The organism is Pseudonocardia sp. CA-107938, from assembly GCF_050936315.1.
Classification (GTDB): Bacteria; Actinomycetota; Actinomycetes; order Mycobacteriales; family Pseudonocardiaceae; genus Pseudonocardia.
On sequence record NZ_JBNJNA010000001.1, the window covers coordinates 1,200,338 to 1,225,659 of the forward strand.

32 protein-coding genes are annotated in these 25,322 nt (G+C 73.9%); 16 read left to right on the forward strand and 16 right to left on the reverse strand.

The window, feature by feature from the left end; genetic code table 11:
* Positions 1 to 44: 44 nt before the first annotated feature.
* The gene (locus tag ACQEVB_RS05960; RefSeq protein WP_432966192.1) at positions 45 to 713 is read left to right on the forward strand and encodes a sugar transferase; all 669 of its coding nucleotides are present in this window, start codon (positions 45 to 47) and stop codon (positions 711 to 713) included.
* On the opposite strand, the gene ACQEVB_RS05965 is transcribed toward ACQEVB_RS05960, so the two are convergent.
* Complete coding sequence (locus tag ACQEVB_RS05965) at positions 706 to 1,413, reverse strand: MBL fold metallo-hydrolase (RefSeq protein WP_432966195.1); 708 nt, start codon at positions 1,411 to 1,413, stop codon at positions 706 to 708. The genes ACQEVB_RS05960 and ACQEVB_RS05965 overlap by 8 nt on opposite strands.
* 28 nt (positions 1,414 to 1,441) lie before the next feature.
* On the opposite strand from ACQEVB_RS05965, the gene ACQEVB_RS05970 reads away from it, so the two are divergent.
* The gene (locus ACQEVB_RS05970) at positions 1,442 to 2,080 is read left to right on the forward strand and encodes a hypothetical protein (protein WP_432966198.1); all 639 of its coding nucleotides are present in this window, start codon (positions 1,442 to 1,444) and stop codon (positions 2,078 to 2,080) included.
* Here the strand turns inward: ACQEVB_RS05970 and ACQEVB_RS05975 are convergent.
* Positions 2,067 to 2,441, reverse strand: coding sequence for a winged helix-turn-helix transcriptional regulator (locus tag ACQEVB_RS05975; RefSeq protein WP_432966201.1), 375 nt, complete (start codon positions 2,439 to 2,441; stop codon positions 2,067 to 2,069). The two genes, ACQEVB_RS05970 and ACQEVB_RS05975, sit on opposite strands and share 14 nt — an antisense overlap.
* A gap of 69 nt (positions 2,442 to 2,510) precedes the next feature.
* Here ACQEVB_RS05975 and ACQEVB_RS05980 point away from each other — a divergent pair, with 69 nt between their 5' ends.
* Positions 2,511 to 3,323 (forward strand): NAD(P)H-binding protein, encoded by an 813-nt coding sequence (locus ACQEVB_RS05980; protein ID WP_432966204.1) that lies wholly within the window; start codon positions 2,511 to 2,513, stop codon positions 3,321 to 3,323.
* On the opposite strand, the gene map is transcribed toward ACQEVB_RS05980, so the two are convergent.
* Positions 3,324 to 4,103, reverse strand: coding sequence for a type I methionyl aminopeptidase (gene map / locus ACQEVB_RS05985; protein ID WP_432966207.1), 780 nt, complete (start codon positions 4,101 to 4,103; stop codon positions 3,324 to 3,326).
* A 33-nt stretch (positions 4,104 to 4,136) separates the two neighbouring features.
* Between map and ACQEVB_RS05990 the strand changes: the two genes are divergently transcribed.
* The 3 genes from ACQEVB_RS05990 to ACQEVB_RS06000 all read left to right on the forward strand — a co-directional run bounded on the left by ACQEVB_RS05990 (position 4,137) and on the right by ACQEVB_RS06000 (position 6,287).
* Positions 4,137 to 4,400, forward strand: a complete 264-nt coding sequence (locus ACQEVB_RS05990; RefSeq protein ID WP_432966210.1) for a helix-turn-helix domain-containing protein — start codon at positions 4,137 to 4,139, stop codon at positions 4,398 to 4,400.
* Between the two features lie 41 nt (positions 4,401 to 4,441).
* Positions 4,442 to 5,380: a zinc-binding dehydrogenase gene (locus tag ACQEVB_RS05995; protein WP_432966213.1), complete on the forward strand. Its 939-nt coding sequence runs from the start codon at positions 4,442 to 4,444 to the stop codon at positions 5,378 to 5,380.
* Between the two features lie 133 nt (positions 5,381 to 5,513).
* Positions 5,514 to 6,287 carry a hypothetical protein gene (locus ACQEVB_RS06000; protein WP_432966216.1) on the forward strand — a complete coding sequence of 258 codons (774 nt, stop codon included), beginning with the start codon at positions 5,514 to 5,516 and terminating at the stop codon, positions 6,285 to 6,287.
* Here the strand turns inward: ACQEVB_RS06000 and ACQEVB_RS06005 are convergent.
* Both ACQEVB_RS06005 and ACQEVB_RS06010 read right to left on the reverse strand, forming a co-directional pair.
* Positions 6,277 to 7,173, reverse strand: coding sequence for an NADP-dependent oxidoreductase (locus ACQEVB_RS06005; RefSeq protein WP_432966219.1), 897 nt, complete (start codon positions 7,171 to 7,173; stop codon positions 6,277 to 6,279). The genes ACQEVB_RS06000 and ACQEVB_RS06005 overlap by 11 nt on opposite strands.
* Positions 7,170 to 8,324: a pyridoxal phosphate-dependent aminotransferase gene (locus ACQEVB_RS06010; protein ID WP_432966222.1), complete on the reverse strand. Its 1,155-nt coding sequence runs from the start codon at positions 8,322 to 8,324 to the stop codon at positions 7,170 to 7,172. The genes ACQEVB_RS06005 and ACQEVB_RS06010 overlap by 4 nt, the downstream gene beginning before the upstream one ends.
* Before the next feature lie 104 nt (positions 8,325 to 8,428).
* Here ACQEVB_RS06010 and ACQEVB_RS06015 point away from each other — a divergent pair, with 104 nt between their 5' ends.
* Positions 8,429 to 9,667 carry a multidrug effflux MFS transporter gene (locus ACQEVB_RS06015; protein WP_432966224.1) on the forward strand — a complete coding sequence of 413 codons (1,239 nt, stop codon included), beginning with the start codon at positions 8,429 to 8,431 and terminating at the stop codon, positions 9,665 to 9,667.
* A 3-nt stretch (positions 9,668 to 9,670) separates the two neighbouring features.
* Here the strand turns inward: ACQEVB_RS06015 and ACQEVB_RS06020 are convergent, their stop codons facing one another.
* Positions 9,671 to 10,156: a hypothetical protein gene (locus ACQEVB_RS06020; protein ID WP_432966227.1), complete on the reverse strand. Its 486-nt coding sequence runs from the start codon at positions 10,154 to 10,156 to the stop codon at positions 9,671 to 9,673.
* Positions 10,153 to 10,782 (reverse strand): YczE/YyaS/YitT family protein, encoded by a 630-nt coding sequence (locus ACQEVB_RS06025; protein WP_432966230.1) that lies wholly within the window; start codon positions 10,780 to 10,782, stop codon positions 10,153 to 10,155. Before ACQEVB_RS06025 ends, ACQEVB_RS06020 begins: the two co-directional genes overlap by 4 nt.
* A 177-nt stretch (positions 10,783 to 10,959) precedes the next feature.
* Between ACQEVB_RS06025 and ACQEVB_RS06030 the strand changes: the two genes are divergently transcribed.
* Entirely contained in the window at positions 10,960 to 12,906 is a 1,947-nt protein-coding gene (locus ACQEVB_RS06030) for a TPM domain-containing protein (RefSeq protein WP_432966233.1), read from the forward strand.
* A gap of 3 nt (positions 12,907 to 12,909) precedes the next feature.
* On the opposite strand, the gene ACQEVB_RS06035 is transcribed toward ACQEVB_RS06030, so the two are convergent.
* Together ACQEVB_RS06035 and ACQEVB_RS06040 are read right to left on the reverse strand one after the other, a co-directional pair.
* Positions 12,910 to 13,383: a DUF402 domain-containing protein gene (locus ACQEVB_RS06035; protein WP_432966236.1), complete on the reverse strand. Its 474-nt coding sequence runs from the start codon at positions 13,381 to 13,383 to the stop codon at positions 12,910 to 12,912.
* A gap of 10 nt (positions 13,384 to 13,393) precedes the next feature.
* Positions 13,394 to 13,849, reverse strand: coding sequence for an NUDIX domain-containing protein (locus ACQEVB_RS06040; RefSeq protein WP_432966238.1), 456 nt, complete (start codon positions 13,847 to 13,849; stop codon positions 13,394 to 13,396).
* Positions 13,850 to 13,914: 65 nt separating this feature from the next.
* Here ACQEVB_RS06040 and ACQEVB_RS06045 point away from each other — a divergent pair, with 65 nt between their 5' ends.
* Together ACQEVB_RS06045 and ACQEVB_RS06050 are read left to right on the forward strand one after the other, a co-directional pair.
* Complete coding sequence (locus tag ACQEVB_RS06045) at positions 13,915 to 14,427, forward strand: MarR family winged helix-turn-helix transcriptional regulator (RefSeq protein ID WP_432966241.1); 513 nt, start codon at positions 13,915 to 13,917, stop codon at positions 14,425 to 14,427.
* Complete coding sequence (locus tag ACQEVB_RS06050) at positions 14,424 to 15,680, forward strand: MFS transporter (protein ID WP_432966244.1); 1,257 nt, start codon at positions 14,424 to 14,426, stop codon at positions 15,678 to 15,680. The genes ACQEVB_RS06045 and ACQEVB_RS06050 overlap by 4 nt, the downstream gene beginning before the upstream one ends.
* Here ACQEVB_RS06050 and ACQEVB_RS06055 read toward each other — a convergent pair.
* A complete protein-coding gene (locus tag ACQEVB_RS06055) occupies positions 15,667 to 16,155 on the reverse strand; it encodes a bifunctional nuclease family protein (protein WP_432966247.1) in 489 nt (162 codons plus the stop codon). The two genes, ACQEVB_RS06050 and ACQEVB_RS06055, sit on opposite strands and share 14 nt — an antisense overlap.
* A 79-nt stretch (positions 16,156 to 16,234) precedes the next feature.
* Between ACQEVB_RS06055 and ACQEVB_RS06060 the strand changes: the two genes are divergently transcribed.
* Positions 16,235 to 16,855 (forward strand): HAD-IA family hydrolase, encoded by a 621-nt coding sequence (locus ACQEVB_RS06060; protein ID WP_432966250.1) that lies wholly within the window; start codon positions 16,235 to 16,237, stop codon positions 16,853 to 16,855.
* A complete protein-coding gene (locus ACQEVB_RS06065; protein WP_432966253.1) occupies positions 16,855 to 17,520 on the forward strand; it encodes a class I SAM-dependent methyltransferase in 666 nt (221 codons plus the stop codon). Before ACQEVB_RS06060 ends, ACQEVB_RS06065 begins: the two co-directional genes overlap by 1 nt.
* Here ACQEVB_RS06065 and ACQEVB_RS06070 read toward each other — a convergent pair.
* From ACQEVB_RS06070 to ACQEVB_RS06080, 3 genes are read right to left on the reverse strand one after another with little or no spacing between them, the layout of a single operon-like run.
* The gene (locus ACQEVB_RS06070; protein ID WP_432966256.1) at positions 17,507 to 18,541 is read right to left on the reverse strand and encodes a sigma-70 family RNA polymerase sigma factor; all 1,035 of its coding nucleotides are present in this window, start codon (positions 18,539 to 18,541) and stop codon (positions 17,507 to 17,509) included. The genes ACQEVB_RS06065 and ACQEVB_RS06070 overlap by 14 nt on opposite strands.
* The gene (locus ACQEVB_RS06075) at positions 18,538 to 19,815 is read right to left on the reverse strand and encodes an RNA polymerase sigma factor (RefSeq protein WP_432966259.1); all 1,278 of its coding nucleotides are present in this window, start codon (positions 19,813 to 19,815) and stop codon (positions 18,538 to 18,540) included. Before ACQEVB_RS06075 ends, ACQEVB_RS06070 begins: the two co-directional genes overlap by 4 nt.
* A 4-nt stretch (positions 19,816 to 19,819) precedes the next feature.
* A complete protein-coding gene (locus ACQEVB_RS06080) occupies positions 19,820 to 20,155 on the reverse strand; it encodes a YciI family protein (RefSeq protein ID WP_432980175.1) in 336 nt (111 codons plus the stop codon).
* Positions 20,156 to 20,246: 91 nt separating this feature from the next.
* Between ACQEVB_RS06080 and ACQEVB_RS06085 the strand changes: the two genes are divergently transcribed.
* From ACQEVB_RS06085 to ACQEVB_RS06095, 3 genes are all read left to right on the forward strand, one after another.
* The gene (locus ACQEVB_RS06085; RefSeq protein WP_432966262.1) at positions 20,247 to 20,471 is read left to right on the forward strand and encodes a hypothetical protein; all 225 of its coding nucleotides are present in this window, start codon (positions 20,247 to 20,249) and stop codon (positions 20,469 to 20,471) included.
* Between the two features lie 24 nt (positions 20,472 to 20,495).
* Positions 20,496 to 21,557 carry an aldo/keto reductase gene (locus ACQEVB_RS06090; RefSeq protein ID WP_432966265.1) on the forward strand — a complete coding sequence of 354 codons (1,062 nt, stop codon included), beginning with the start codon at positions 20,496 to 20,498 and terminating at the stop codon, positions 21,555 to 21,557.
* Positions 21,558 to 21,630: 73 nt separating this feature from the next.
* The gene (locus ACQEVB_RS06095) at positions 21,631 to 22,350 is read left to right on the forward strand and encodes a DUF4328 domain-containing protein (protein WP_432966268.1); all 720 of its coding nucleotides are present in this window, start codon (positions 21,631 to 21,633) and stop codon (positions 22,348 to 22,350) included.
* On the opposite strand, the gene ACQEVB_RS06100 is transcribed toward ACQEVB_RS06095, so the two are convergent.
* Positions 22,268 to 23,077, reverse strand: a complete 810-nt coding sequence (locus ACQEVB_RS06100; RefSeq protein ID WP_432966271.1) for a nitroreductase/quinone reductase family protein — start codon at positions 23,075 to 23,077, stop codon at positions 22,268 to 22,270. The two genes, ACQEVB_RS06095 and ACQEVB_RS06100, sit on opposite strands and share 83 nt — an antisense overlap.
* 200 nt (positions 23,078 to 23,277) lie before the next feature.
* Entirely contained in the window at positions 23,278 to 24,012 is a 735-nt protein-coding gene (locus tag ACQEVB_RS06105) for a zf-HC2 domain-containing protein (protein ID WP_432966274.1), read from the reverse strand.
* Positions 24,013 to 24,064: 52 nt separating this feature from the next.
* On the opposite strand from ACQEVB_RS06105, the gene ACQEVB_RS06110 reads away from it, so the two are divergent.
* Positions 24,065 to 24,640: a sigma-70 family RNA polymerase sigma factor gene (locus ACQEVB_RS06110; RefSeq protein ID WP_432966276.1), complete on the forward strand. Its 576-nt coding sequence runs from the start codon at positions 24,065 to 24,067 to the stop codon at positions 24,638 to 24,640.
* On the opposite strand, the gene ACQEVB_RS06115 is transcribed toward ACQEVB_RS06110, so the two are convergent.
* On the reverse strand, positions 24,637 to 25,263 hold the full coding sequence (locus tag ACQEVB_RS06115; RefSeq protein ID WP_432966279.1) for a TetR/AcrR family transcriptional regulator: 627 nt from the start codon (positions 25,261 to 25,263) through the stop codon (positions 24,637 to 24,639). The two genes, ACQEVB_RS06110 and ACQEVB_RS06115, sit on opposite strands and share 4 nt — an antisense overlap.
* Positions 25,264 to 25,322 lie beyond the last annotated feature (59 nt).

The window sequence follows — 25,322 nt, forward strand, 5'->3', positions numbered from 1 at the left end:
CAGCACGGGTGTATCAGCGGCGCCGTCCCGTGATCCTTACCCCCATGGACGTGGCTGTGCGTGGGACCGCCGGGACGGCGACGAGCCGTGCCCTCAAGCGGGCCCTCGACGTCACCGGAGCATTCGCGGGGTTGCTCCTGGTGCTGCCCGTCCTCGTCGCGGTGGCGCTGGCCGTCCGCGTCGAGGGCGGGCCTGGCGTGATCTTCCGGCAGCAGCGCGTCGGGCAGCACGGCCGCGTGTTCACGCTCTACAAGCTGCGCTCGCTCACCCCCGTCGCCGACGAGGGGGACGTGCGCTGGAACATCGACCACGACGCCCGCCTCGGCCCCGTCGGGCGGTTCATCCGGCGGACCAGCCTCGACGAGCTGCCCCAGCTGGTGAACGTGCTGCTCGGCGACATGAGCCTGGTCGGGCCGCGACCGGAGCGGCCGCACTTCGTCGAGCAGTTCTCCGCCACCGTGCCCGGGTACGCGGCGCGCCATCGCGTGCCGGTCGGGCTCACCGGGCTGGCCGTCGTGCACGGGCTGCGCGGCGACACGTCGATCCCGGAGCGGGCCCGCGTCGACAACCTCTACGCCGACACGTGGTCCCTGCGCCTCGACCTCGCGATCATCGCCCACACGGCGGCCCACGTGATCCGCTGCCTGACGGTCCCGACTCGCGGGGCCGGGCAGGGGCTCGACGGGGGCGGCTGCCCGGATCGGGTCAGGTGAACAGGGCGCGGAACTGCTCCGCCGACCGCGCGTGGAACACCGGGTTGGTCTGCTTGACCTCCGACAGGGCGGCCCTGGGCTCCGGCGAGTACAGGTGGCCGGGGTGGACGATCGGGTCGCCGGTGAGGGCGGCGAGCTGCTGCAGGCTGCGGTAGAGCGCGTCGGGGTCGCCGCCGGGGAAGTCGGTGCGGCCGCAGCCCTGCAGGAAGAGCGTGTCGCCTGCGACCAGCTTCCCGTCGACGAGGAAGCACTGGCTGCCGGGCGTGTGGCCAGGGGTGTGCAGCAGCCGGATCGGCACATCGCCGACGGTGATCTCGTCGTCGTGCTCGTGCGCGGTCAGGTCGCCGGCGGAGAGGCCGGTGGTGCGGCGCACCCACTCGACCTCCTCCCGGTTGACGTGCACCGGCACCGGCGTGGTGCCCAGTAGCTCGGCGAGCCCGACGAGGTCGAAGCCGAGCATGGAGCCGCCGATGTGGTCGGGGTGGTGGTGCGTGACGAGCACACCGGTCAGGCGCATGCCGTCGGCGGCGAGCACGTCGAGGATGTCGCCCGGCGCGTAGGCGGGGTCGACGACCACGGCCTCGCCCTTGGCCCGGTCACCGATCAGGTAGCTGAAGTTGACCATCTGCGTGGCGATCGGGTCGCCCACCGCGAAGTCGCGGCCGGAGAGCAGCTGCCGGAAGTACACCCCGTCGTCCACGCCCGCGAGCGTAGGCGAGTCTGTCGTCGTGGACCCCAGCACGCTCGACGACCCGTTCCTCGCCGGCGCCGCCACCTGCCGCGACTTCCTGCACGGTGCCGGTCTGGCGGCCCGGTGGGCGACGCCGAGCGCGCTGCCCGCGATGTCGACGGGCGCGCTCGCCTGCCACCTCTCCCGGCAGGTCACGCGCGCGGCCGAGCTGCTGGTCACCCCGTCCGACCTGCCGGTGCTCGACGCCGTCGACGAGCACTACGCGCGGGCCGCGTGGGTCACGAGCACCTCGCCCGACGATCCCGAGAACGACCGCACGACCGACGACGCCGAGGCCGCGCTCGGGCACGCGGCCATGCTCACCCGGCTCGACGAGGACCTGGCGACCGTCACGCGGATCCTCACGGGCCGCGCGGCCCTCGACGTCGTCCCGATCCCGTGGCAGGGCTGGGCGCTGCACCGGCCCGACTTCCTGTGCACCCGGCTGCTGGAGATCGTCGTCCACTCCGCCGACCTCGCGGCGAGCCTCGGCACGGCGGCGCCGGAGTTCCCCGACGCAGCCTTCGGGCCGGTGCGCGACCTGCTCGCGCGCCTCGCCGTGCGCCGGCACGGTCAGGCGGCGGTCGTCTCCACCTTGACCCGGCGGGAGCGGGCGCAGCCCATCAGCGCGTTCTGAACTCCTGGATCTCCGGGATGCGCTCGGCGATCCAGTCGGCGAGCCCGACGACGCGTTCGGCGATGCCGTCGCCCAGCGGGGTGAGGCTGTAGGTGACCTGCGGCGGCGTGGTGGGCGCGACCTCACGGTGCAGGAAGCCGTCGCCCTCGAGCGTGCGCAGCGCCTGCGCCAGCATCTTCTCGCTCACGCCGCCGATCCGCCGGCGCAGCTCGCTGAACCGCATGGGTCCGTCCTGCAGGGCCGCCAGGACGAGCACCGCCCACTTGCTGGTGACGTGGTCGAGGACGGCGCGGCTGGGGCAGTTCGTGTCGAACACGTCACCCCGCAGCTGTGCGCCGAGGCCGCTCACCTGCACGCTCACGTCCACTCCCTGCCCTTACGAAAAGGTATGTACTTTCGAAAAGTTAGCATGAATCGTACCGTCTTGCACATGATCACCGTCACCGGAGCCACCGGGAACCTCGGCAGCGCCACGCTGGCCGTCCTCCTCGACACCGTCCCCGCCGCCGAGCTGACCGCCGTCGTGCGCGACCCGGCGAAGGCCGCGGACCTGGCCGCGCGCGGCGTCACCGTACGCCAGGGCGACTACGACGACCCGGCCTCGCTGCGCGCCGCGTTCGCCGGCACGGACACCCTGCTGCTCATCTCCTCGCCCGACGTCACGCCGGGCGTGCGCCCCCGTCAGCACGGCAACGCCATCGACGCCGCGAAGGCGGCCGGGGTGGGCCGGATCGTCTACACCAGCGCCATCGGCGCGGACGACGCACAGGGCTTCCTGGCCGACCACACCGCCACCGAGGCACTGCTGCGCGAGTCCGGCGTCGCCTGGACCGCCCTGCGCAACACCTTCTACCTGCACTTCCTCGTCAACCCCGGGCTCGCGGCGGCCGTGGAGGCCGGCGAGCTGACCGCCGCCGACGGCGGGCAGCCGGTGAACTTCGCGTCGGTGCCCGACCTCGCTGCCGCCGCGGCGGCCGCCGTGACCACCGAGGGCCTCGAGAACACCGTGCACGAGCTGCGCGGCCCCGTCTTCACCCTCCCGGAGCTCGCCGAGACCCTCACCGCGGTCAGCGGCCGCCCCGTTGCGTACCGGGCCGTGCCGGCCGCGGAGTTCGGGCAGGGCGCGTTCATGTGGGACCTGATCTCGTCGGGCCTGTTCGCCGAGCCGTCCACCGACCTGGACAAGCTGCTCGGCCGGCCGGCGACCTCGCTGCGCGAGGCCGTGACGGCCGCGCTGGCCTGATCAGCGCGGGCGGCCCGCCGTCAGGATCCGCGGGCCGTCCTCGGTGACGGCGATGGTGTGCTCGGCGTGGGCGGCGCGGCTGCCGTCCTTGGTGCGCAGGGTCCAGCCGTCGGCGTCGTGGCGGTAGGTGTCGCGGCCGCCGGCCTGCAGCATCGGCTCGATCGCGATGACGAGCCCGGGCTGCAGGAGCAGGCCTTTGCGGCGCTTGCCCTCGTTCGGCACCTGCGGGGCCTCGTGCATGGCACGTCCGACGCCGTGCCCGCCGTGGTCGCGCAGCATGCCGAACCGCGCGCGGCGGGCCACGGTCTCGATGGCGTGGCCGACGTCGCCCATGCGGGCGCCGGGCACCGCGGCGGCGATGCCGGCGGCCAGCGCGGCCTCGGTGGTGTCGATGAGCACCTGGTCGCGCGGGCTGCGCGGCGCGCCGACGATCATCGAGAACGCGGCGTCGGCGCACCAGCCGTCCAGGTGGACGGCGAGGTCGACGGAGAGCAGGTCGCCGTCGGCGAGCGGGACGCCGGTGGGGATGCCGTGCACGACGGCGTCGTTGACGCTGATGCAGGTCACGGCCGGGTACGGGGTGGGCGCGAACTGCGGGTGGTAGTGCAGGAACGTCGCCTTGGCACCGTGCGCGGCGATCTGCTCGGCGGCGTGCATGTCCAGCTCGTCGGGCGTCACACCCGGGGCGGCCAGCTCGGCGACGGCGGTCAGGACGGCGCCGACGACGTCACCGGCGGCGGCGATCGCGTCCACCTCGCCGGGGGTCTTCAGCTCGATCATGCAGATAACAATACCGGTATTAGTATGACGGGCATGGTGCGCGTCCCCCTGACCCCCGCCGACCGCGAGCGCGGGGAGAAGCTCGGCCGCCTCCTGCGTGACGCGCGCGGCGCGCGCAGCATCGGCGAGGTCGCCGTCGCGGCCGGCATCTCGCCCGAGACCTTGCGCAAGATCGAGACCGGGCGCATCCCCACGCCCGCCTTCTTCACGGTCGCGGCACTGGCCGTGGCGCTGGAGCTGCCGCTGGACCGCATCGTGCGCGCCACGGAGCCGACCAGCGGACGCGCCACGGCTTGACGCTTGACCTGAAGTCGGCTTCACCGTTCACGCTGGCGCGCATGTTGAGTGTGACAGTGCGCGAGTTCGGTGGGCCCGAGGTGCTCGAGTTCGGCGAGGTACCGGATCCGGTGCCCGGGCCGGGTCAGGTGTTGATCGACGTGGCGGTCGCCGACGTCCTCTTCCTCGACACGATGCTGCGCTCCGGCGCAGGCCGGGACTACTTCCCGATCCGCCCGCCGTACGTGCCCGGCGCCGGGGTGGCCGGCACGGTCAGGGCGGTCGGGTTCGGCGCCGATCCGGCGCTGGTCGGGCACCAGGTCGCGGCCTACACCAGGACGTCCGGCGGCTACGCCGAGCAGGTCGTCGTCGACGTCGGCGCGACCGTTCCCGTCCCGCACGGGCGCGACCTCGCCGCGGCCGCCGCGCTGCTGCACGACGGCACCACCGCGCTGGGCCTGGTCACCGCGACCGGCATCGGACCCGACACGTCGGTGCTGGTGGTGGGCGCGAGCGGCGGGCTCGGGGTGTCGACGGTGCAGCTCGCGGTCGCGCGCGGTGCCCGCGTGGTCGCCACTGGGCGGAGCGCGAAGCTCGACCGCATCCGTCAACTCGGCGTGGAGGCCGTGGACAGCGGCGAACCGGACTGGACGACGGGCATCGGTCCGTTCGACGTCGTGCTCGACAACGTCGGCGGCGAGCTCGGCCGCGCCGCGTTCGAGCTGGTCGCACCGGGCGGCCGGTTCTCTGCGCACGGCACCCCCGGCGGCGGGTTCGCCTTCGTGGACCCGGCCGAGGCCGAGCGCCGCGGGATCACGCTGCACGGCATCGCCGACGTCCAGTTCGACCCGTCCGAGCAGTGCCGGCTCCTGGCCGAGGCGCTGGCCGAGCCCGCGCTGCAGCCGGTGATCGGGCAGACGTTCCCGCTCGCGAAGGCCGCCGACGCGCACCGCGCCATCGCCGAGCGCACGGTCTTCGGCAAGACCCTGCTGACGGTCTAGTACGGACCCACCGCTCACGCACACCGTCGCGTGCTCGCGCACATGTTGGGATGTGTGCGCGAGCACGTCAGCGTGTGCGCGAGCAGCTGGGCCGTTCCCGGTCCGAGCACCGGGGCTGGCAGACTGCCCGTAAGTGGCCGTCCTCCTCGTGAAGCTCCTGCTCGCCCCGGCGCTGGTCGTCGCGTCCTCGCTCGCCGGCCGGCGCTGGGGGCCGGGCGTCAGCGGCGCGATCGTCGCCTTCCCGATCGTGGCCGGCCCGATCCTGCTGGTCATCCAGCTGGAGCACGGCCCGGACTTCACCCGTGACGCGTCCGTCGCGTCGCTGCTCGGGCTCGCGTCGCTGGCCGTGTTCTCCGTGGTGTTCGCGCGGCTGGGGCGCCGGCTCTCCTGGTTGCCGACGCTGCTCGCCGGCTGGGTCGCGGTGCTGGTGGTCGACGTGCTCGCGGCGCTGCGACCGACCACCGCCCTCGTCGCGCTGGCCGCGGCGGTGGTCGCGATCGCGCTGGCCCTGCGGCTCATGCCCCGCTCCACCGGTGCCGGCGCCGACGCGCCCGTCCGGCCGCCGACGTGGGACCTCCCGGCGCGCGCCCTCGCCACGGCCGCGCTCGTCGTCACGCTGACGACCGTGTCGGGCGTCCTCGGCCCGCAGTGGACGGGCGTTCTGGCGACCTTCCCGATCGCGACGAGCGTGGTCGCCGGGTTCGCGCTGGCGCAGAACGGGCCGGCCAACGCCGCGCGCATGCTCGGCAGCACCCTCGTCGGGCTCTTCGGGTTCGCCGGGTTCTGCTTCACCGTCGCCGCCCTCGTCCACCTGATCGGCCTGCTCGCGTTCGCGTACGGCGTCGTGGTGGCGGTCGCCGTCCAGGTCGCCGTGACGGCGGTCCGGCGCGTCGCGGTCAGCCGCTGATGCGGATCGCGACCTTGCCCGTCGCGTGCCCCGACTCCACCGCGGCCAGCGCGGCGCCCGCCTCGTCGAACGGGTAGACCTCGGTGACGTGCGGATCGAGCGTGCCCGCGGCCACCAGCCGGGCCAGCTCGGTGAGCACCGCCGTGGTGCGGTTGCGCTCCACCGCGCGGCCGCCCAGCTCGGTTACGAGCGCGTGATCGGCGACGGACCGCAGCCTGGCCGGATCGGCAACCAGCGACGCCACCGTGCGCAGCGCATCGCCACCGGCGAGGTCGAACACGGCGTCGATCCCGTCGGGTGCCGCCGCTCGGATCCGCTCGACCACGCCGTCCCCGTAGGCGACGGGCACGCCGCCGAACCGGGCGATCAGCTCGTGCTTGCCGGGGCTCGCCGTGCCGACGACGCGCAGCCCGCGCGCCGCCGCCAGCTGCACGGCCGCGACCCCGACCCCGCCGCCGGCCCCGTTGACCAGCAGGGTGGCGCCGGCCGGCAGGTCCAGCTCCGCGAGCGCGTCGAACGCGGTACCGGCCGCAACCGGCAGGACCGCCACCGTCTCCGGGGCAACGCCCTCCGGCCGCAACGCCGCGAACGACGCGGTGACCAGCGCGAACTCCGCCCAGCCGCCGACCATGCCCGGGTTGCCGCCGAACACCTCGTCGCCCTCGGCGAACCCGCGCACGTCGTCCCCGATGCCCACGACCGTGCCGGCGCACTCCCGCCCCAGCACAGCCGGCGGCGGGATGCCGTAGGCGCCGTCGCGCACCTTCCAGTCGCCGGGGTTCACCCCGGCCGCGTCGACCCGCACGAGCAGCTCGTCGGGGCCCGGCTCGGGCACCGGCAGCTCCATGAACCCCTCGCCGTCGGCGGTGAACCCGTACGCCCTCACAGCGCGGCCTTCAGGTCGGCGAGCCGCTCGACGGCGGCGGTGAGCACCTCGTCCTTCTTGCAGAACGCGAAGCGGACGAGCGTGCGGCCGAGCTCGGGGTCGGCGCAGAACACCGACACCGGCACGGCCGCAACCCCCACCAGCTCGGGCAGCTTCCAGCACAGCTCCGCGCCGTCGGTGATGCCCAGCGGCGCAGTGTCGGTGACGATGAAGTAGGTGCCGGCGCTCGGGTACACGGTCAGCCCGGCCGCGGTGAGCCCGCCGGCGAGCAGGTCGCGCTTGCGCTGGAGGCCGTCGGCGAGGTCGGTGTAGAACGCGTCGGGCAGGGCGAGCGCGTTCGCGATCGCCGGCTGGAACGGGGCACCGCTGACGTAGGTGAGGAACTGCTTGGCCGCCTTCACCGCGGCCACCAGCTCCGGTGGGCCGGAGATCCAGCCGACCTTCCAGCCCGTCACGGAGAATGTCTTGCCCGCCGACGAGATCGTCAGCGTGCGCTCGGCCATCCCCGGCAGGGTCGCCATCGGCACGTGCGGGCGCCCGTCGAAGACCATGTGCTCGTACACCTCGTCGGTGACGACCACGGCGTCGAACTCCGCGGCGAGCTCCCCGATGAGCGTGAGCTGCGCCCGGTCGAGCACGGCCCCGGTCGGGTTGTGCGGGGTGTTGACCAACACGACCCGGGTGCGCGCGGAGAACGCGGCGCGCAGCTCGTCGGGGTCGAAGCCGAAGTCCGGGGGCCGCAGCGGCACCGGCTTGTGCACCGCGCCGGCCAGCGCGATCGTCGCCGCGTACGAGTCGTAGTACGGCTCGAACGTCACCACCTCGTCGCCCGGTTCGCACAGCGCCAGCACGGCGGACGCGATCGCCTCGGTCGCCCCGGTCGTGACGAGCACGTGCGCCGGGTCGACCTCCTGCCCGTAGAAGCGCTGCTGGTGGGCGGCCACCGCCTCCCGCAGCTCCGGGACGCCGATGCCGGGCGGGTACTGGTTGATCCCGCCGGTGATGTTCGCGGCGGCGTCGGCGAGCAGCGACGGCGGGCCGTCGGTGTCGGGGAAGCCCTGCCCGAGGTTGATCGCGCCGGTCCGCAGGGCGAGCGCGGACATCTCGGCGAAGATGGTCGAGGTGAAGGGGCGCATTCGCTCCACGAGCATGCCGACCACCTTAAGGTCATGCGCCTCCGGCTGAACGGCGGTGGGAGTCGTCACACCGGGGCACCCAGGGGAACACCCGGACGTTCCGGGGGCTTGATCGTGCGGTGAGCTCGACGTCGTCTTCTGCTGCTCCACACCGCCTGACCCTCATCCTCGTGCTCGGCGCGTTGGTCGCGCTGGGCCCGTTCACGATCGACATGTACCTGCCGGCGCTGCCGACCATCGCCTCCGATCTCGGCGCCGCGGCGTCGATCGCCCAGCTGACGCTCACGGGCACGCTGATCGGCCTCGCCGCCGGGCAGCTGGTCATCGGCCCGCTCTCCGACGCCGTCGGGCGGCGGCTGCCACTGCTGGTCGGCGCCGCACTGCACGTCATCGCATCCGTGCTGTGCGCGGTCGCGCCCAGCATGGCCGTCCTCGGTGGTCTGCGCGTGCTGCAGGGCATCGGTGCCGCCGGCGGCGCCGTCGTCGCCATGGCGATCGTGCGTGACCTGCACACAGGCCGCGCCGCGGCCACCCTGCTGTCCCGGCTGATCCTGGTGCTCGGCGTGTCGCCGGTGCTCGCGCCGACGCTGGGCGGCGAGCTGCTGCGGCTCACGGCGTGGCGCGGGGTGTTCGTCGCGCTCGCCGTGTACGCGCTGGTGCTGATCCCGCTGACCGCCTTCCTGCTGCCGGAGTCGCTGCCCGTCGAGCACCGGCGGTCGATGAACGTCCGCTCCGTCCTGCGGACCTACCGCGGCCTGCTCCACGACCGCGTCTTCGTCGGCCTCGTGCTGGTCGCGGGCCTGACGATGTCGGCGACGTTCTCCTACATCGCCGGCTCCTCGTTCGTCTTCCAGCAGCAGTTCGGACTCGACGAGCAGCAGTACGGCCTGCTCTTCGGCGCGTGCGCCGTGTTCCTGATCGGCGCCACCCAGCTCAACGCGTGGCTGCTGCAGCGCATGGAGCCTCGTCGGCTGCTGACGATCTCGATCGCGGCCGGCGGCGGGTTCGCCGCGGTGCTGCTGGTGGCGGCGCTCGCCGGTGCCGGGTTCGCCGGGATCGTGCTGCCGCTCTGGGGCACGGTGTTCTTCATCGGGCTCGCGCTGCCGAACGCGCCGGCGCTGGCCATGAGCCGCCACGGCGAGGCCGCCGGCACCGCCGCCGCCCTCCTCGGCGCCGCCCAGTTCGGCGTCGGCGCGGCCGTTGCTCCGTTGATCGGCATCCTCGGCAACGACGCCGTCGCGATGGGCGGGGCGATGACCGTCGGCCTGCTGCTCGCGATGCTGCTGCTGGTCACGGTCGTGCGGCCGTGGGAGCTCGCCGACCTGGAGACCGAGGAGCCGGTGCTCGAACCGGCCTGATCGTCAGACCAGATGGACCCGCGGATCGCCGGGGCGCTGCAGCAACGTGCAGCCCCCGGCGATCCGCTGTTCCAAGCCCGGGGCGGCGGCGAACCCCTCGATCGCCGCCGTCCAGTCCGGCCAGTCGCGCTCGGCTTCCCGGCCGGGCATGGCGTCGTCGGTCAGGTGGAAGTGCACCTGCCCGACGTCCTGCCGCGGGCCGGCGTTCACCAGTGCCGTGCCGCCGCGGCGGGCCAACACGTCCGCCAGCTCGGCGCGCAGGGCCGCGTGCCGCGGATCGGCCAGCGCCAGCACGTCCGGCACGGCCACCGACGGGACGGCGATGTGGTGGTAGGTGCCGTAGACGGGCCGCGGGTGCTCGTAGACGGCGACGAGTGCGCCCTCCTCCACCACCCGCAGCGGCAGCAGCCGCCGGGCGTGCGCGAACGCGAACCGGACCACCGCCCCGGCGATCGGGCTGCGGGCGGCCGCGAACAGGACCTTCTTCACCCCGCGATCCTCTCGCGGACCACCACCCACGGCAGGAAGGCCTGCGTCAGCGGGCCGACCGCGAGGGCGTACAGCACCGTCCCGATGCCGACCGTGCCGCCCAGCAGCCAGCCCAGCGCCAGCACGCTCACCTCGATGCCGGTGCGCACCCACCGCAACGGCCATGCCGTGCGGTGCACCAGCCCGGTCATCAGCCCGTCGCGCGGGCCGGGGCCGAGCCGCGCGCCGACGTAGCAGGCCGTGGCCAGCCCGTTGGCCACCACGCCGCCGACCATCAGCGCCACCCGCGCCCACAGCGGCTCCGGGGTGCTGATCAGCCGGAGCGCCACGTCCACGACGACGGCGATGACCAGCACGTTCGCCACGGTGCCGAGGCCCGGTCGTTCACGCAGCGGGATCCAGAGCAGGAGCACGACGACCCCGACGATGCCCGTGATCGCGCCGAACGACAGCCCGGTGCGCAGGGTCAGCCCTTCGTGCAGCACGTCCCACGGCGAGAGGCCGAGCCCCGCCCGCACCTGCATCGCCATGCTCACCGCGTAGAGCACCAGACCGGCGAGCAGTTGCGGCACCCGCCGGACGGGACGGTCGCGCGTGGGGAGGGGACGCAGGTCGACGGCTGCCACCACCCCATCGTCACCCGCGGCCTTCCGCGTTCGGAGGGCCAATCGGACAGCAGTGGCCTCGGCGGCCTGTGTGAGCTTCGTTGATCATGGGCAGAACGTCGTTGGTTGATCTTCGCGAGCGACGTTTTGCCCATGATCAACGCAAACCGCGGGCCCGGCACTGCCATGATGTGCGCCGTGCGCGCACCGCTCCGATCGTTCGCGGCCCTCGTCGCCGCTGTCGTCGTGTTGTTGCTGGTCGGTGGCACTGCCGCGCTGGCGGATCCGCCGTTGCGGGCCAGCGACCGGGTCACCGACCGGGCGGGGGTGCTCGACGCGGCGGGTCGGCAGCGGGTCGCGGCGGCGATCGAGGGGCTGCGCACGGAGGCGCGGGTCGACCTGTTCGTGGTGTTCGTGAACTCGTTCGACGGGCGGTCGGCCGAGCAGTGGACGCGGGCGTCGGGGCAGCTGACCGGTCTCGGCACCGACGACGTGCTGATGGCGGTCGCGGTGCAGGACCGCGCGTACAACGTGGTGCTCGGTCCGCAGATGTCGAAGGTGACGTCGAGCCAACTGACGGACATCGTCTCGCGCGACGTCGAGCCGCGGTTGGGCGCGAACGACTGGGCGGGTGCGGCGGTGGCGCTGGCCGACGGGCTGCGCCGCGGGGGTCCCGAGTCGGGCGGTGGGTCCGGGATCGGCGCGCTGGCCGTCGTCGGCGGCCTCGCGGTCGTCGGCGGTGGTGCGTACCTGATCTCCCGCAGGCGCCGGCGCAAGGACGCCGATGCGCCGACGGTGCCGGAGCCGCCGCGGGACGAGTTCTCCGACGTCTCCACCCAGGACCTGGCGTACCGCGCCAGCCAGGCGCTGCTCGACGTCGACAACGCGGTGCAGCGCTCGGAGGCGGAGCTCTCGGCGGCCCGCGCGCACTTCGGTGACGAGGCGGTGGCGCCGTTCGCGACGGCACTGGAGCAGTCGAAGGCCGACATGCTGCGCGCGTTCGAGATCCGCCAGCAGCTCGACGACGACGTGCCCGAGTCCGAGCCGCAGCAGCGCGCCATGAACGCCGACATCATCCGGGCCTGCGCCGCCGCGGACGAGCGGTTGGACGCGCAGGTCGCGGCGTTCGACCGGCTGCGCAGCCTGGAGGCGAACGCGTCCGGGTTCGTCGACGGGCTGGCGCAGCGACTGGGCCGCGTGCAGCAGCGGGTGCCGGCCGTGACACGGGCGTGGTCGGAGCTGCGCAGCCGCTACGCGACGTCGGCGACCGCACCCGTCGCGGGCAACGTCGAACAGGCCGCCCAGTTGATCGCCGGTGCCGCGACCGAGATCGACCAGGCCCGCGCCGAGCTGGTGCAGCCCGGACCCGCCGCGGCCGTGGTCTCGGGGCGCGCGGCGGAGGACGCGCTCACCCAGGCCGAGACGCTCCTGGACGGGATCGGCCGCCGGGATGCCGAGTTGGCCGATGCGGTGAAGCAGTACCCGGCGGCAAAGACGGAGATCGCACAGGACCTGGCCGAGGCCAGGGCGCTGGCGGAGCAGCCGGGTTCGGTGGGCGCCAGGGTCGGTCCACTGGTGGCGCGGGCGGAGGCGGCGATCGCGGCGGCCGACGAGGCGAGCGCCGCCGCGCAGCCGGACCCGTTCGAGGCACTGCGCCTGCTGGACGAGGCCAACACCGCGCTCGACGCCGGCATCGCCGACGCGCGCGCCGAGCAGGACCGGACGCGGCGCGCCGCGGCCGCGCTGGAGCAGGCGCTGCTCACCGCCCGGTCGTCGGTGGCGGCCGCGCAGGACTTCGTGACGACCCGCCGCGGCGCGGTCGACGGGCCCGCCCGGACCCGGCTGGCCGAGGCGCAGCGGCACCTGCAGCTGGCCCAGCAGGGCGACGATCCGTCGGCAGCGCTGCGGGAGGCGCAGATCGCCGACCAGATGGCGCAGGAGGCGCTGCGGCTCGCGCGGTCCGACGTGTCGCAGTGGTCGGGACCCGGGACGGGCGGCGGCCTCGGCGTCGACCTCGGCAGCCTCGTGCTGGGCGGCATCCTGTCCGGCGGGTTCTCCGGGGGCGGCGGCTACCGCGGAGGAGGCGGGTTCGGCGGCTCCCGCAGCAGCGGCAGCGGCGGATTCAGCACCGGTGGGCGTTTCTGACGGCTACGCCAGCAACTGCTCGAACCCGCCGTCGGCGTGGGCGAGGATCTCCAGCTCGTCCAGCGCGGCGACGGCCTGTGCCGCGGCGGCCGGGTCGCTCTCGACGAGCCCGCTCGCGGCGAACTCGTCCTCGTCCAGGCGCAGCACCTGCAGCCCGTCGGCGGACCGCCAGAGATCCAGGTCGAGGTCGTCGACGACGAGGTCGCCGCGCTCGTCGAGCACCGGCGGCCGGGTGACGTCGCAGTACCAACCCTTGAGCACGCCGTCGGCGTCGCGCACCTCGGCGATGCTGAACCACCGGTCCCGCCAGTAGTGCTCGCGGAACACGTCGCCGGGCTCGAAGCGGACGAACCCGAAGTCGCGTGCGCGCTCGCCGGCGAAGGGCGCGTCGACGATGATGTGCACGCCGTCGTCGGAGACCAGCTCCGCCGGGTAGTCGATCTTCGCCTGCCCCGCTTTGCGCAACCACACCCGCATACGTCGAACCCTACGGATGCCTGCCGTTCTCGCAGTACCGGACACCGCCTTCGGCGAGCGCGCCGAGCGCCGCCGCGATCCGCCGGGCCAGCCGCGGCACTGTGCGCGCCGGCACCTCGTCCGGCGTCACCCACGCCCACGACCGCAGTTCCCCGTCCGTGAACGTGATCGCGGCCAGCTCGGCTGCGGTGGGCGTCCCGCCGTCGAAGACGAACCGGACGTGCGGCACGCCGTCCTTCGGCGCCCAGTCGACGACGAGCAACGGACCCGGCTCGATCGTCAGGCCGAGCTCCTCGCGCACCTCGCGCACGCAGGCCGCGCGGGGCGTCTCGACGCCGTCGACCATCCCGCCGGGGATCTCCCACCCCGGCTTGTAGGTGGGCTCGACGAGCAGCACCCGTCCGCCCGCGTCGTGGAACAGGACCCCCGCCGCGGTGACTGCTCCCGGCCCGTCGACCTCTCGCATGCCGTGGCCCCTCTCGCCTCCGCAGGTATATGATTGTAGTAAGACAACTATCGAGTGGGGGATGCGTGCCGGACCGGTTCGACGCCGACGACGTGGCCCGCCTCCGCGCCGCACTCGCCCGCATCGCGAGGCAGCTCGACCGCCAGACCCGCGGTGCCTCGCTGACCAGGACCAGCGCCTCCGTGCTGGCCACGCTCGCCCGGCGCGGGCCGCTGCGCCCCGGCGAGCTCGCCGACATCGAGGGCGTGCACCAGACGATGCTCTCCCGCATGGTCGGCCGGCTCACCGAGCTCGGCCTGGTCGAGCGCACCCCCGATCCGGCGGACGCGCGCGCCGTGCTCGTCGCCGTCACGGAGGCGGGCGGGGAGCTGGACCGACGGCTGCGGGCCGAGCGCACCCGACTCCTCGCGGAGCACCTCGCTGCGCTCTCCGACACCGACGCGACCCGGCTGATGTCGGCGCTCCCCGCACTGGAGGCACTCGCCGCCGCGCTCTCCCCCACCACCTCGACTCGTTCCGACCCGCCCCGGCCTCCTTCGTCGGCCTTCCATCCCCCAAAGCAGGAGCACCATCGATGACGGCCACCGCGGAGACCCCGCAGGCCACCCGCCCGTTCAGCAGCCTCGGCCGCGACATGTTCGCGTCGCTGGCCAACCCGAACTACCGCCGCTACATCTCCGGCCAGGCGATCTCGCTGGCCGGCACGTGGATGCAGACGATCGCCCAGTCGTGGCTGGTGCTGGAGCTGACCGGTTCCCCCACCGCCGTCGGTGCCGTCGTCGCGACGCAGACGCTGCCGATGCTGCTGGCCGGCCCGTACGCGGGGGTGGTCGCCGACCGCGTCGACAAGCGCCGGTTGATGATCGTCCTGCAGTCGATGATGGGCGTGCTGGCGCTGGTGCTGGGTCTGCTCGTCGTCACCGGGCTCGTCCAGGTGTGGCAGGTGTTCGTGCTCGCGCTGCTGCTCGGCGTGAACAACTGCTTCGAGAACCCGGTGCGGCAGACGTTCGTGCTGGAGATGGTGGGGCCGGGTCACCTGCGCAACGCGGTGAGCCTCAACTCGGTGCTGGCGAACGCGGCCCGGGCGGTCGGGCCGGCAGTCGCGGGCATCGTCATCGCCGCGGGCGGGATCGGGCTGTGCTTCCTGATCAACGCGGCCACGTTCGTCGCGGTCGTGGTCTCGCTCGCGCGCCTGGACACCTCCGCGCTCTCCCCGACCGTGCCGACCCCGCGCGCACCGGGCCAACTGCGGGAGGGCCTGCGGTACGTGGCCCGCGAACCGCTGATCGCGGTGCCCCTCGCGATGATGGCGCTGGTCGGCTGCCTCGCCTACGAGTTCCAGGTCGTGCTGCCGGTCGTCGCCCAGAGCACGTTCGGCGGCGACGCCCGCGCCTACGGGTTCCTCACCGCGGCCATGGGCGCCGGCGCGGTCGTCGGGGGACTGCTGGTGGCGGCCCGCGGTCGCACCGGCCTGAAGTCGCTGGTCGTCGCCTCCCTCTGCTTCGCGACGGCACTGACCGTCGTCGCGCTCGCCCCGACCCTCACCGTGGCACTGGCCGGCATGACGCTCGTCGGCGCCACCAGCGTGGCGTTCCTGTCGCTCGGCAACAGCACGCTGCAGCTCGCGGCCGAGCCGACGATGCGTGGACGCGTGATGGCGCTGTGGGGTGTGGCGCTCCTCGGCTCCACGCCGATCGGCGGCCCGCTGCTCGGCGCGATCAGCCAGGCGTGGGGCGGCCGGATCGGGCTGGGTGTCGGCGCGGCATCGTGCGTGCTCGCCGCCGCGATGGGGGTGCTCGCGATGCGCCGGCGAGGCGCTACGGCTGCTTGAAGTCGTCCGGCGAGACGTCGTCGAGGAACTCGCGGAACTCGTCGATCTGCTCCTCGGGAGGCGCGTCGGTGCCGTCGGGGAAGATCTCCGACACCGGCTGGCCCACCTCGTCGAGGATCTGCTCGGCCATCCGGATGGGCAGGCCCTCGCGCACGGCGACGGCGAGGGCGTCGCTCGCGAGCACCTCGATGCGCTTGTCGCCGTCGAACACGAGCACCGCGACGAACACGCCGTCGGTGAGCGCGGTGAACTCGGCCGCCTCCAGCGTGTGGCCGAGCCCGGTGACCACCGGCACCAGCACGTCCATGGGCAGCAACGGGTCCCCGTCGGTGCGCTGACCCTCCGCGATGACGGTGGCCTGCGGCCCGCGGAGGAACACCGGCACGCAGCGCTCCCCGTCCCGCTCGCCGAGCAGGAGCATCGGCTGGCGGGTTCGGGCGTGCATGACCAGCCGCAAGGTCCGCATGTCGCGCATCCGTCGATTCTTGCCGGGTGTGACGTGGCGCACCAGTCGTCCTGGCGGGTCTGCGGCGGGTGACCACTACGGTCGCACCGTGGAGCTCGCAGCGATCGCGGCAGTCCTGTTCGACATGGACGGCACCCTCGTCGACTCCGACGCCGCCGTCGAACGCGCCTGGACGACGTGGGCGAACGACCACGGCGTCGATGCGGCGGCGACGATCGCGGGCGCGCACGGCAGCCCCGCGGAGAACACCGTGCGCCGCATGCTCCCCGACCTGGACGCGACCGGCGTGCGCGCCGCGGCGGACCACCAGTTGGAGCTGCAGTACACCGACGTCGCCGACGTGGTGGCCCTGCCGGGCGCGACCGAGCTCATCGCCGACCTCGACGCGCGCAGCGTGCCGTGGACGATCGTGACCAGCGCCGACGTCCGGCTGGCGAAGGCCCGGCTGGACGCGGCGGGGATCGCGGTGCCGCCGCTCATGGTCACGGTGGAGGACATCAGCGCCGGCAAGCCCGATCCGGAGGGTTTCCTGCTCGGTGCCCAGCGGCTCGGCGCCCCGCCGGACCGGTGCCTGGTGGTGGAGGACTCGCAGCCGGGCATCGCCGCCGGCCAGGCTGCGGGGTGCCCGGTGGCGAGCCTGCGCGGCCTGCCCGCCGACCTGGTGCTCGGCTCGCTGCACGAGCTCGTCGGCCGGATCGGGCCGGGCTAGTGGACTCCGCGCTGGCCATCCGGCTCTACCACGAGCACGCCGACGACCTGCGACGTGTGATCGGCGAGCTGGCCGGGTTCACCGCTCCTCGGCAGCTCGACGACATCGAGGCCGAGCTGACGTACCTGCTGCTGCGCCACCACCGCCCGGCGAGCGTGCTGGAGCTCGGCACGTTCCACGGCTGGTCGACGAACTGGCTGCTGCGGGCGCTGCGCGACAACGAGCACGGGCAGCTGCACTCGTTCGACCGGGTCGACCACGTGCTCCGCGCCGTGCCGGCGGTGCTGGCCGACCGCTGGACGTTCATCCACGGGGACGTGCGGGAGACGCTGCCGAAGGTGCCCTTCGACGTCGGCTACCTCTTCGTCGACGCCGACCACGGCGCCCGGTTCGCCCGCTGGTACCTGGCCGAGCTGTTCCCGCTGATGCCGGCCGGCATCCCGGTGAGCGTGCACGACGTGCTGTCCGGGCGGCGGCCCCGGCCGTGGTCGGAGGGCTCGGTGGTGACGGCGTGGCTGCGCGACCAGGGCATCACGCCGTTCACGGCGTCGCGACAGGCGGCGCCGGAGGTGTTCGCGCTCCTGCAGGAGGTGCGCGCCGAGCTGGGCATCACCGGAGCGCGGGGCACGACCCGCAACCCGATGATCTTCTTCAGCTTGCCTTGAGCACCGGCGCCGGGACGGGATCGGGCGCGCCCTCCTCCAGCCGCAGCGGCAGCCCGAACATCGGGAACCACGACGCGACCTCGAGGAACGAGTTGAACCCGACCAGCCGGCCGTCGGCGAACTCCAGCACCTGCACCGCCCACGCGTCGTGGCCGCTGCCCGTGGTGGAGCGGCGGTACTGGCAGAAGCCGGGCATGCCGTTGACCCGCACCGGGACCAGCCGCGACCCGGCGCAGGCCGCCCCCGGGCCCTCCCACCAGGTGCGGATGTGCTCGATGCCGGTGAGCCACAGCGGGTACGGCGGCATGGACAGCACCGCGTCCTCGTGCAGCAGCGCCACCATCGCCTCGATGTCGTAGCGCTGGAACGCGTCGGCGTAGCGGTCGAGCAGCTCCTGGTCCTGCTCGCCGAGCACGTCGCCGCGGCCGGTGTCGAGCTCGGACATCGTGGCGCGTGCCCGCTGCAGCGCGCTGTTGACCCCGGCCACGGTGGTGCCGAGCAGCTCGGCCGCCTCCGCGGCGCTCCACTGCAGGACCTCGCGCAGGATCAGCACCGCCCGCTGCTTGGCCGGCAGGTGCTGCAGCGCGGCGACGAACGCGAGCCTGATCGACTCGCGCGCCACCGCCAGCTCGGCGGGATCGCCGTCCTCCGGCACGACGAGCGCGTCGGGCATCGGCTGCAGCCAGGTGGCCTCACCGCGCGGATCACCCAGCTGGGAGACCTCGGGCTGGCCGGGGCCGCCGAAGTCCATGGGCCGGGCGCGGCGGTTGCGGCCGTCGAGCGACGTGAGGCAGACGTTGGTGGCGATGCGGTAGAGCCACGACCGCACCGACGAGCGCCCCTCGAACTTGTCGAACGACTTCCACGCCCGCACCATCGTCTCCTGCACGGCGTCCTCGGCGTCGAACGACGAGCCGAGCATGCGGTAGCAGTAGCCGGTGAGCTCGGTGCGGTAGGTGGCCATCGCCTGCTCGACGGTGCCGAGGTCGCCGGTACCGGCGTCGGCGGCGAGTTCGGTCATGCGCGGCCCCCTCGAGACGTTTCCGGGGCCACCCTAAGGGTTGACACCGACATTTCCGACCGTGCCCGTTCGAGGAACCGGCGTCCGGGTTCCGAGCCGGCCAGCTCCGCCGCCTCCGCGTACGCGCCGGCGGCCTCGGCGGATCGCCCGAGCCGGCGCAGCAGGTCCGCGCGCACGGCGGGGAGCTGCGGGTAGCGGCCCAGCTCGGGCACGAGCCCGTCGACGACGGCGAGAGCGGCGGCCGGCCCGGCCACCTCGGCCAGCGCCACCGCCCGGTTGAGCGCCGCCACCGGGGACGGGGCGAGGGCGAGGAGCTGGTCGTACAGCGCGAGCACCTGCCGCCAGTCCGTCGCGGCCGCCGTCCGGGCGTCGGTGTGCACGGCCTGGATCGCCGCCTGCACCTGGTACGGGCCGGGGCGCGCGCGGCGCAGGCAGCTGCGCACCAGCCCGTGCCCCTCGGCGATCAGGTCGCGGTCCCAGCGGCTGCGGTCCTGGTCGGCGAGGCGGACGAGCACGCCGTCGGCGTCGACGCGGGTCGCGCGGCGGGCGTCGGTGAGCAGCATCAGCGCGAGCAGGCCGAGCACCTCGGGCTCGTCGGGCATCAGTGCGGCCAGCAGCCGCCCGAGCCGGATCGCCTCCGTGCACAGCTCGGCGCGCACAAGCTCGGGGCCGGCGGACGCGGTGTGCCCCTCGTTGAACACCAGGTAGACGACGGCCAGCACGGACCGCAACCGGTCGGGCAGCTCCGCCGCAGGCGGTACCCGGTACGGGATGCGCGCGGCACGGATCTTGCCCTTGGCCCGCACGAGGCGCTGGGCCATCGTCGGCTCCGGCACGAGGAACGCGCGCGCCACCTCCGCGGTCGACAGCCCGCCGAGCATCCGCAGCGTCAACGCCACCCGCGCCGGCATCGCCAGCGCCGGGTGGCAGCACGTGAAGATCAGCCGGAGGCGGTCGTCGGGCAGCTCATCGGCGGCGAGCACGGCGTCCTCCGGGTTCTCCGACGGGACGGGGGTCAGCCGGACGGCCTCGACGTGGCGCTCGGTGCCGGTGGTCTCGCGGCGGAGTCGGTCGACGGCCCGGTTGCGTGCGGTCGTGACGATCCAGCCGGCCGGGCTCGGCGGAACGCCCTCGACGGGCCAGCGGCGCACGGCTGCGGCGAACGCCTCGGCCACCACGTCCTCGGCGACGTCGAGGTCGCCGGTGATCCGGGCGAGCACGGCGACGGCCCGACCGTGCTCGGCCCGGAAGATCCGTGCGATCTCGTCGGTCACGTGCTCACCGCGTGATCTCGACCGGCCGCACCTCGATGGCCATCGGGGCGATCAGCTCCGCCATGCGGCGCGTCCAGGCCAGCGCTTCGTCGAGGTCCTCCGCGGAGATCACGATGATCCCGCCCACGTACTCCTTCGCCTCGGCGAACGGGCCGTCGGTCACCAGGGCCTCGCCGTCGGTGCTGCGCACCACCGTGGACGCCGACGGCTCGTGCAGGCCGGCGGAGAACACCCAGGCACCGGCCGCCTCGATCTCGGCGTTCAGCTTCTCCAGCGCGACCATGTCCTGGGCAGGGGCGCCCGCGGACCTGGCGCCCTCCGGCTCGTAGATGTTCAGCATGTACTGCACGTGCGGCCTCCTCGGGGTTGCGTCCTACCCCCTGTACGAACGGGCGACGCGCGGATCGACACCTGCGTGCGATCCTGCTCCCATGACCGTCGACGAGTTGGCCGAGGAGCTCGCGCTGCACCCTGGCGACGTCCGTGTGCTGCTGGAGCAACTGGAGTCGCCGGTGCTGGACGGGGAGATCCCCGACGAGCTCGGCGGCGAGGTGCGCGACCGCGTCGACGCCCTCTGCGAGCGCAGCGTCCCCGGCTACTGGTGGCCGGGCAGCAGCGACCCGGACGCCGGCCGGGGCGCCACCAAGATGCGCTGACCGCACCCGCATAGGGTCGATGGCATGGAGTACAGGCAGCTCGGCCGATCCGGCCTGCGCATCTCGACCCTCACCCTCGGCACCATGGGCTTCGGCGGCACCGGGTGGGCCAAGAACGTCGGCACCATCGACGTCGACGGCGCCCGCACCCAGATCGACATGGCCCGCGCGGCGGGCGTCAACCTGATCGACACCGCCGACGTCTACTCCGCGGGGCTGTCCGAGGAGATCGTCGGGCAGGCGCTGGGCAAGAACCGCGACGACGTGCTCGTCGCGACGAAGGTGCGGATGCCGATGGGTTCCGGTCCCAACGACGCCGGCCTCTCCCGCCACCACGTCATCAGCGGCTGCGAGGCGAGCCTGCGCCGGCTGAACACCGACCGCATCGACCTGTTCCAGGTGCACGAGTGGGACGGCCAGACCCCGCTCGAGGAGACCCTCTCCGCGCTGGACACCCTGGTCACCCAGGGCAAGGTGCGCTACATCGGCTGCTCGAACTACGCCGCGTGGCAGCTGATGAAGGCGCTGGGCACCAGCGACCGGTTCGGCTACGAGCGGTTCGTCGGCCAGCAGGTGTACTACTCGCTGCAGAGCCGCGACATCGAGACCGAGATCGTCCCGGCGTGCATCGACCAGGGCGTCGGCATCCTCGTGTGGAGCCCCATCGCCGGCGGCCTCCTGTCGGGCAAGTACCGCCGCGGTGCCGACGGCAACCCGGAAGGCCCGGAGGGCAGCCGGCACCTCTCCGCGTGGAGCGAGCCGCCCGTCAACGACGAGGACAAGCTCTACGCCACGATCGACAAGCTGGTCGAGATCGGTGACGGGCACGGTGTGTCCGCCGCGCGGGTGGCGCTGGCTTACCTGCTGCGCAAGCCGGGCGTGACGTCGCTGATCGTGGGCGCCCGCACCACCGAGCAGCTCGCCGACAACCTCGCGGCCGCGGAACTGCAGCTCTCCGACGCGGACATGGCGGCCCTGGACGAGGTCAGCGGCGAGCCGCTGCGCTACCCGTTCTGGCACCACCGCAACACGGCGAGCGACCGCCTCTCCCCGGCCGACCTGAGCCAGCTCGCACCCCATCTGTGAGCCGCGCCACAGCTCGCCAACCGACCCGACGCTGAGCGGCTCTCCCCGGTCGAGGACCGACCGAGGAGAGCCCATGCATCCCGCAGCTCCACCCGTCCTGCGCCCGCTCGGCGGCCTCGCCGCCGCCACCTCGGTGATGCTCGGCATCGCCGCGGTGGCGTGGGCGTGGGCGGTGCACGTCTGGGCGTGGACCAGCTACGGCACCTACGCCCGGCTCTTCACCTCGGACGGCTTCGCCGGCGCCCCGGGCGTCTCGGCCACCGGCATCGGACCGATGAAGAGCAGCTCCATCGGGCTCGGTGTCGCGGTGCTCGTCTCCGCCGTCGCAGCCGGCCTGTTCATCGGCTGGCTCGTGCGGGCACGGGCCAACGTCGAGCCGTTCGGGCAGCATCGGCACACCGCGGGGTGGGCCGTCGGCGGCTGGTTCGTGCCGTTCGCCAACCTGGCGGTCCCCGGTCGCGTCGTCGCCGACGTGTGGCGCGCGAGCGCGGCCCGCAGCGGGCAGCCCGCCGGTACCGCGCTCGTGACCGCGTGGTGGCTGACGGCCACCAGCACGTGGGTGCTGTACGTGCTGGTCATGACATCGCGGATCGAGCCGACCGTGCCCGCGCTGCACACCGCTGCGGTGCTTGTGCACGGTCCAGGGCCTGCTGACCGTCGTCGCGGCGGGGCTCGCGATCGCCGTCGTCCAGCGGGTCACGCGCTGGCAGTCACTCCAGCAGCGGTAGCAACCAGGCCTCCTCGTCGTCGAGGTGGCGCAGCAGCTCGGCGGTCAGCCGGTCGACCTCCGTGACGACGTCGGCCGGCTCGCCGTCCAGCGCCGCCCGCAGCGCGGCGACGAGCGCGGCGATGCGCTCGTGGTCCACTCGCAGCCGGGCGATCAGCGACTCCGCCTCCGGGTACTGCGCGGCGAGTCCGGGGAACAGCATCCGGTCCTCGCCCAGGTGGTGGTTGCCGAGGCCGGTGCAGAGGGTCAGGCAGTTCACGCGCAGCTGGGCACCGATGGGAGCCCCGCTGCGGGCGGCCTCGGCGCGGATCAGCTCCAGCTCGCGACGGAACACGTCGTGCACGCCGCGCAGGACGTCCGCGAACGATCCGCCTGCGGGCGGGCCCGGCACGGAGACCAGGGCGAACACCGGCAGCTGCCGGCCGGACCGCTGCTCGTAGGCCGCCCAGCCGGGATCGGCCTCCACGGCCCTGGCGAACGCCGCGTCCCGCTCGGCGCCGACGAGCTCGACAGCGTCGGCGAGGTAGGTGAAGGCGCCCGCCTCCACCGTGGCCTGCGGGAGGGCCCGCAGGTTGTGCGCCCATGCGGGGTCGCGGGTCGCACCCCCGGCCGAGCCGATGACCAGCACCCGGCCGTCCCCGTCGGGGAGGTAGCCGAGCGGGACGGTGTGCCGGGCGCCGGTGCGCGCCCCCGTGGTGGTGAGCAGCAGCAGCCGGGCGTCGCGGAACCATCCGCCGACGCGGCCACCGTTGGCCCGGAACTCCTCGATCACCGGGCCGTTGACGTCGATCATGTAAGCGTTCTTCTCCTCTTCTCGGGCATGGCGGAGCGCCTGCGCGGACACGTGTTCACGCAGGTAGGGGGTATCGCGAGAGAGGAGGAACGGGCGGGCCACGGGCCCGCCGGGAGGTCACGCCGCGGCCGGGTGACCCATCCGCTCGTGGCTCGAGGCCGACCCGGCAGTCACGGAACCGACGCTACACGGCGCGCGTGTCACGCCGCCAGGTCACGCCCGGTCGGGGCCAGCCCGCCGGTCGCGGACGAGCCCCCGCCCCGACCGGGTCGTGCGTCCGTGCCCCAGCCTGCGAGGCCTTCGGACGAGCGCAGCCCGCTGCCCCCGCCGCCGCGCGTCGCCCGCTGCAGCAGGACCAGCAGCACCAGCCCGAGGACGACCAGGCCGTGCGACATCAGCCGCGTCGGGTCGACGCCGCCGCGGATCGCGTCGAGCACGCTGAGCACGGTGAGCACCCCGACGAACCCGGACAGGATCGGCACCAGGCCGGACGGGCGCGTCGAACCGGTGGCGGCCCACAGGAACCCGATGGCCAACGCGAGGTTCCAGGCGGCGCTCTCGTGGGTGAGGTGCGCGATGCCGGCGCCGGCCAGCTGCGCGGCGTCCATGTCCGCGTGGTGCCCGGCCACCACGATCCCGCTGATGGCGAGCCCGAACTGGCCCACCCCGACCCCGCCCAGCGCCATCCGCACGGGGAACGCGCGCAGCCGCCGGCGCGGCGGCGGAGGCGCGGCCGCGAGGACCGCCGCGACCAGGTCCGGCCCCGGCTCGGCGACCCGGGTGCGGGTGAGCCGGGTGATCCGGGCGGCCCGGTCGGCGTACTCCGCGCAGTCGGCGCAGGTCGCCAGGTGCGCGTCCAGAGCGGCCGACTCGCTCGGCTGCTCCTCGCCGTCGAGCCGGGCCGAGATCGCGTTGCGGAACTCCAGGCACCCCATGACCGAGAAGTCGCTCTCGGCACCCGCCTGGTTCCCGGGTTACGCTCCGTACGTGCACGACCGGTCCGACGACGCCCGAACCACGGCCTGCGCCGTCGCTGCAGGTACCGGCGACCGGGCGGCGCTCGCGGAGTTCGTCCGCCGCACCCAGCGCGATGTGCACCGGTTCCTGACCCATCTCGCGAGCCCTGCCGAGGCCGACGACCTCGCCCAGGAGACCTACCTGCGCGCGCTGCGGGCGCTGCCCCGCTTCGAGGCACGGTCCCCGGCCCGCACCTGGCTGCTCGCCATCGCCCGGCACGTCGCGGTCGACGCGGTCCGCGCCGCCCAGCGCCGCCCCCGCACCGACGGCGTCGACGACTGGGAGGCCGTCGCGGCCACCGCCCGTCCCGGCGCCGTGCGGTCGGCCGCCGACGAGGCGATCGTGCTGCGGGCACTGGTCGACGCGCTCGACACCGACCGCCGCGAGGCGTTCGTCCTCACCCAGCTGCTCGACCTGAGCTACGCCGAAGCCGCCGAGGTGTGCGGCTGCCCGGTGGGCACCATCCGGTCTCGGGTCGCGCGGGCCAGGGAGGACCTCGTCGAGGCGATGGCCGGCACCCCCACCGACCGGCAGGCCGAGGCCTAACGCTCGGCGATGTACTGCCTGGCGAGGAGCGTCGCCATCCCCGCGACGTGCTCGACGACCGTCTCGGCGTCGGTCTCGATCCGCCCGTCCTTCCACGCGGTGACGAGCTCGACGAAGCCCCCGACGGCGAGCAGCGTCGTCATGCGCACGGCGAGGTCGTCCGGCACCGTCAGGTAGGGCCGGGCCAGGCCGAGCAGCAGGTTGGTGACGGTCTCCAGTGCGCGGGCCCTGGCGTCGGTCAGGGGTTCGCAGCCGGAACAGTCGGCGAGCACGATGCGCGCGCGTTCCGGCGAGTCGTCGATGTGGCCGACGACGGCCGCGACAGCCGCCCGCAGCGCGGCGAACGGGTCGTCCTCGTGGCCGGTCATGGCGTCGACGATCAGGTCGGCGATGTCGTCGCGGGCCTGCTCCCACACGGCGACGAGCAGCGCGTCCCGGTTGGCGAAGCTCTCGTAGAAGTAGCGGTCGACCAGCCCGGCGTGCGCGCAGACCCCGCGCATCGAGACCGCCGCCCACCCCTGCTCCGCCCAGATGGCCGACGCCGACTCGACCAGCCGGGTCCGCCGCTCGACGCGCCGCTCCTCGGCGGTGCGCCCTCCGTAGATCCCGGTCCCGGTCGGCATCGGTCCATCTTGACGCAGATCCCCCGACCGCGTTCACCCTTCGTCGCGGAACGCGTGCG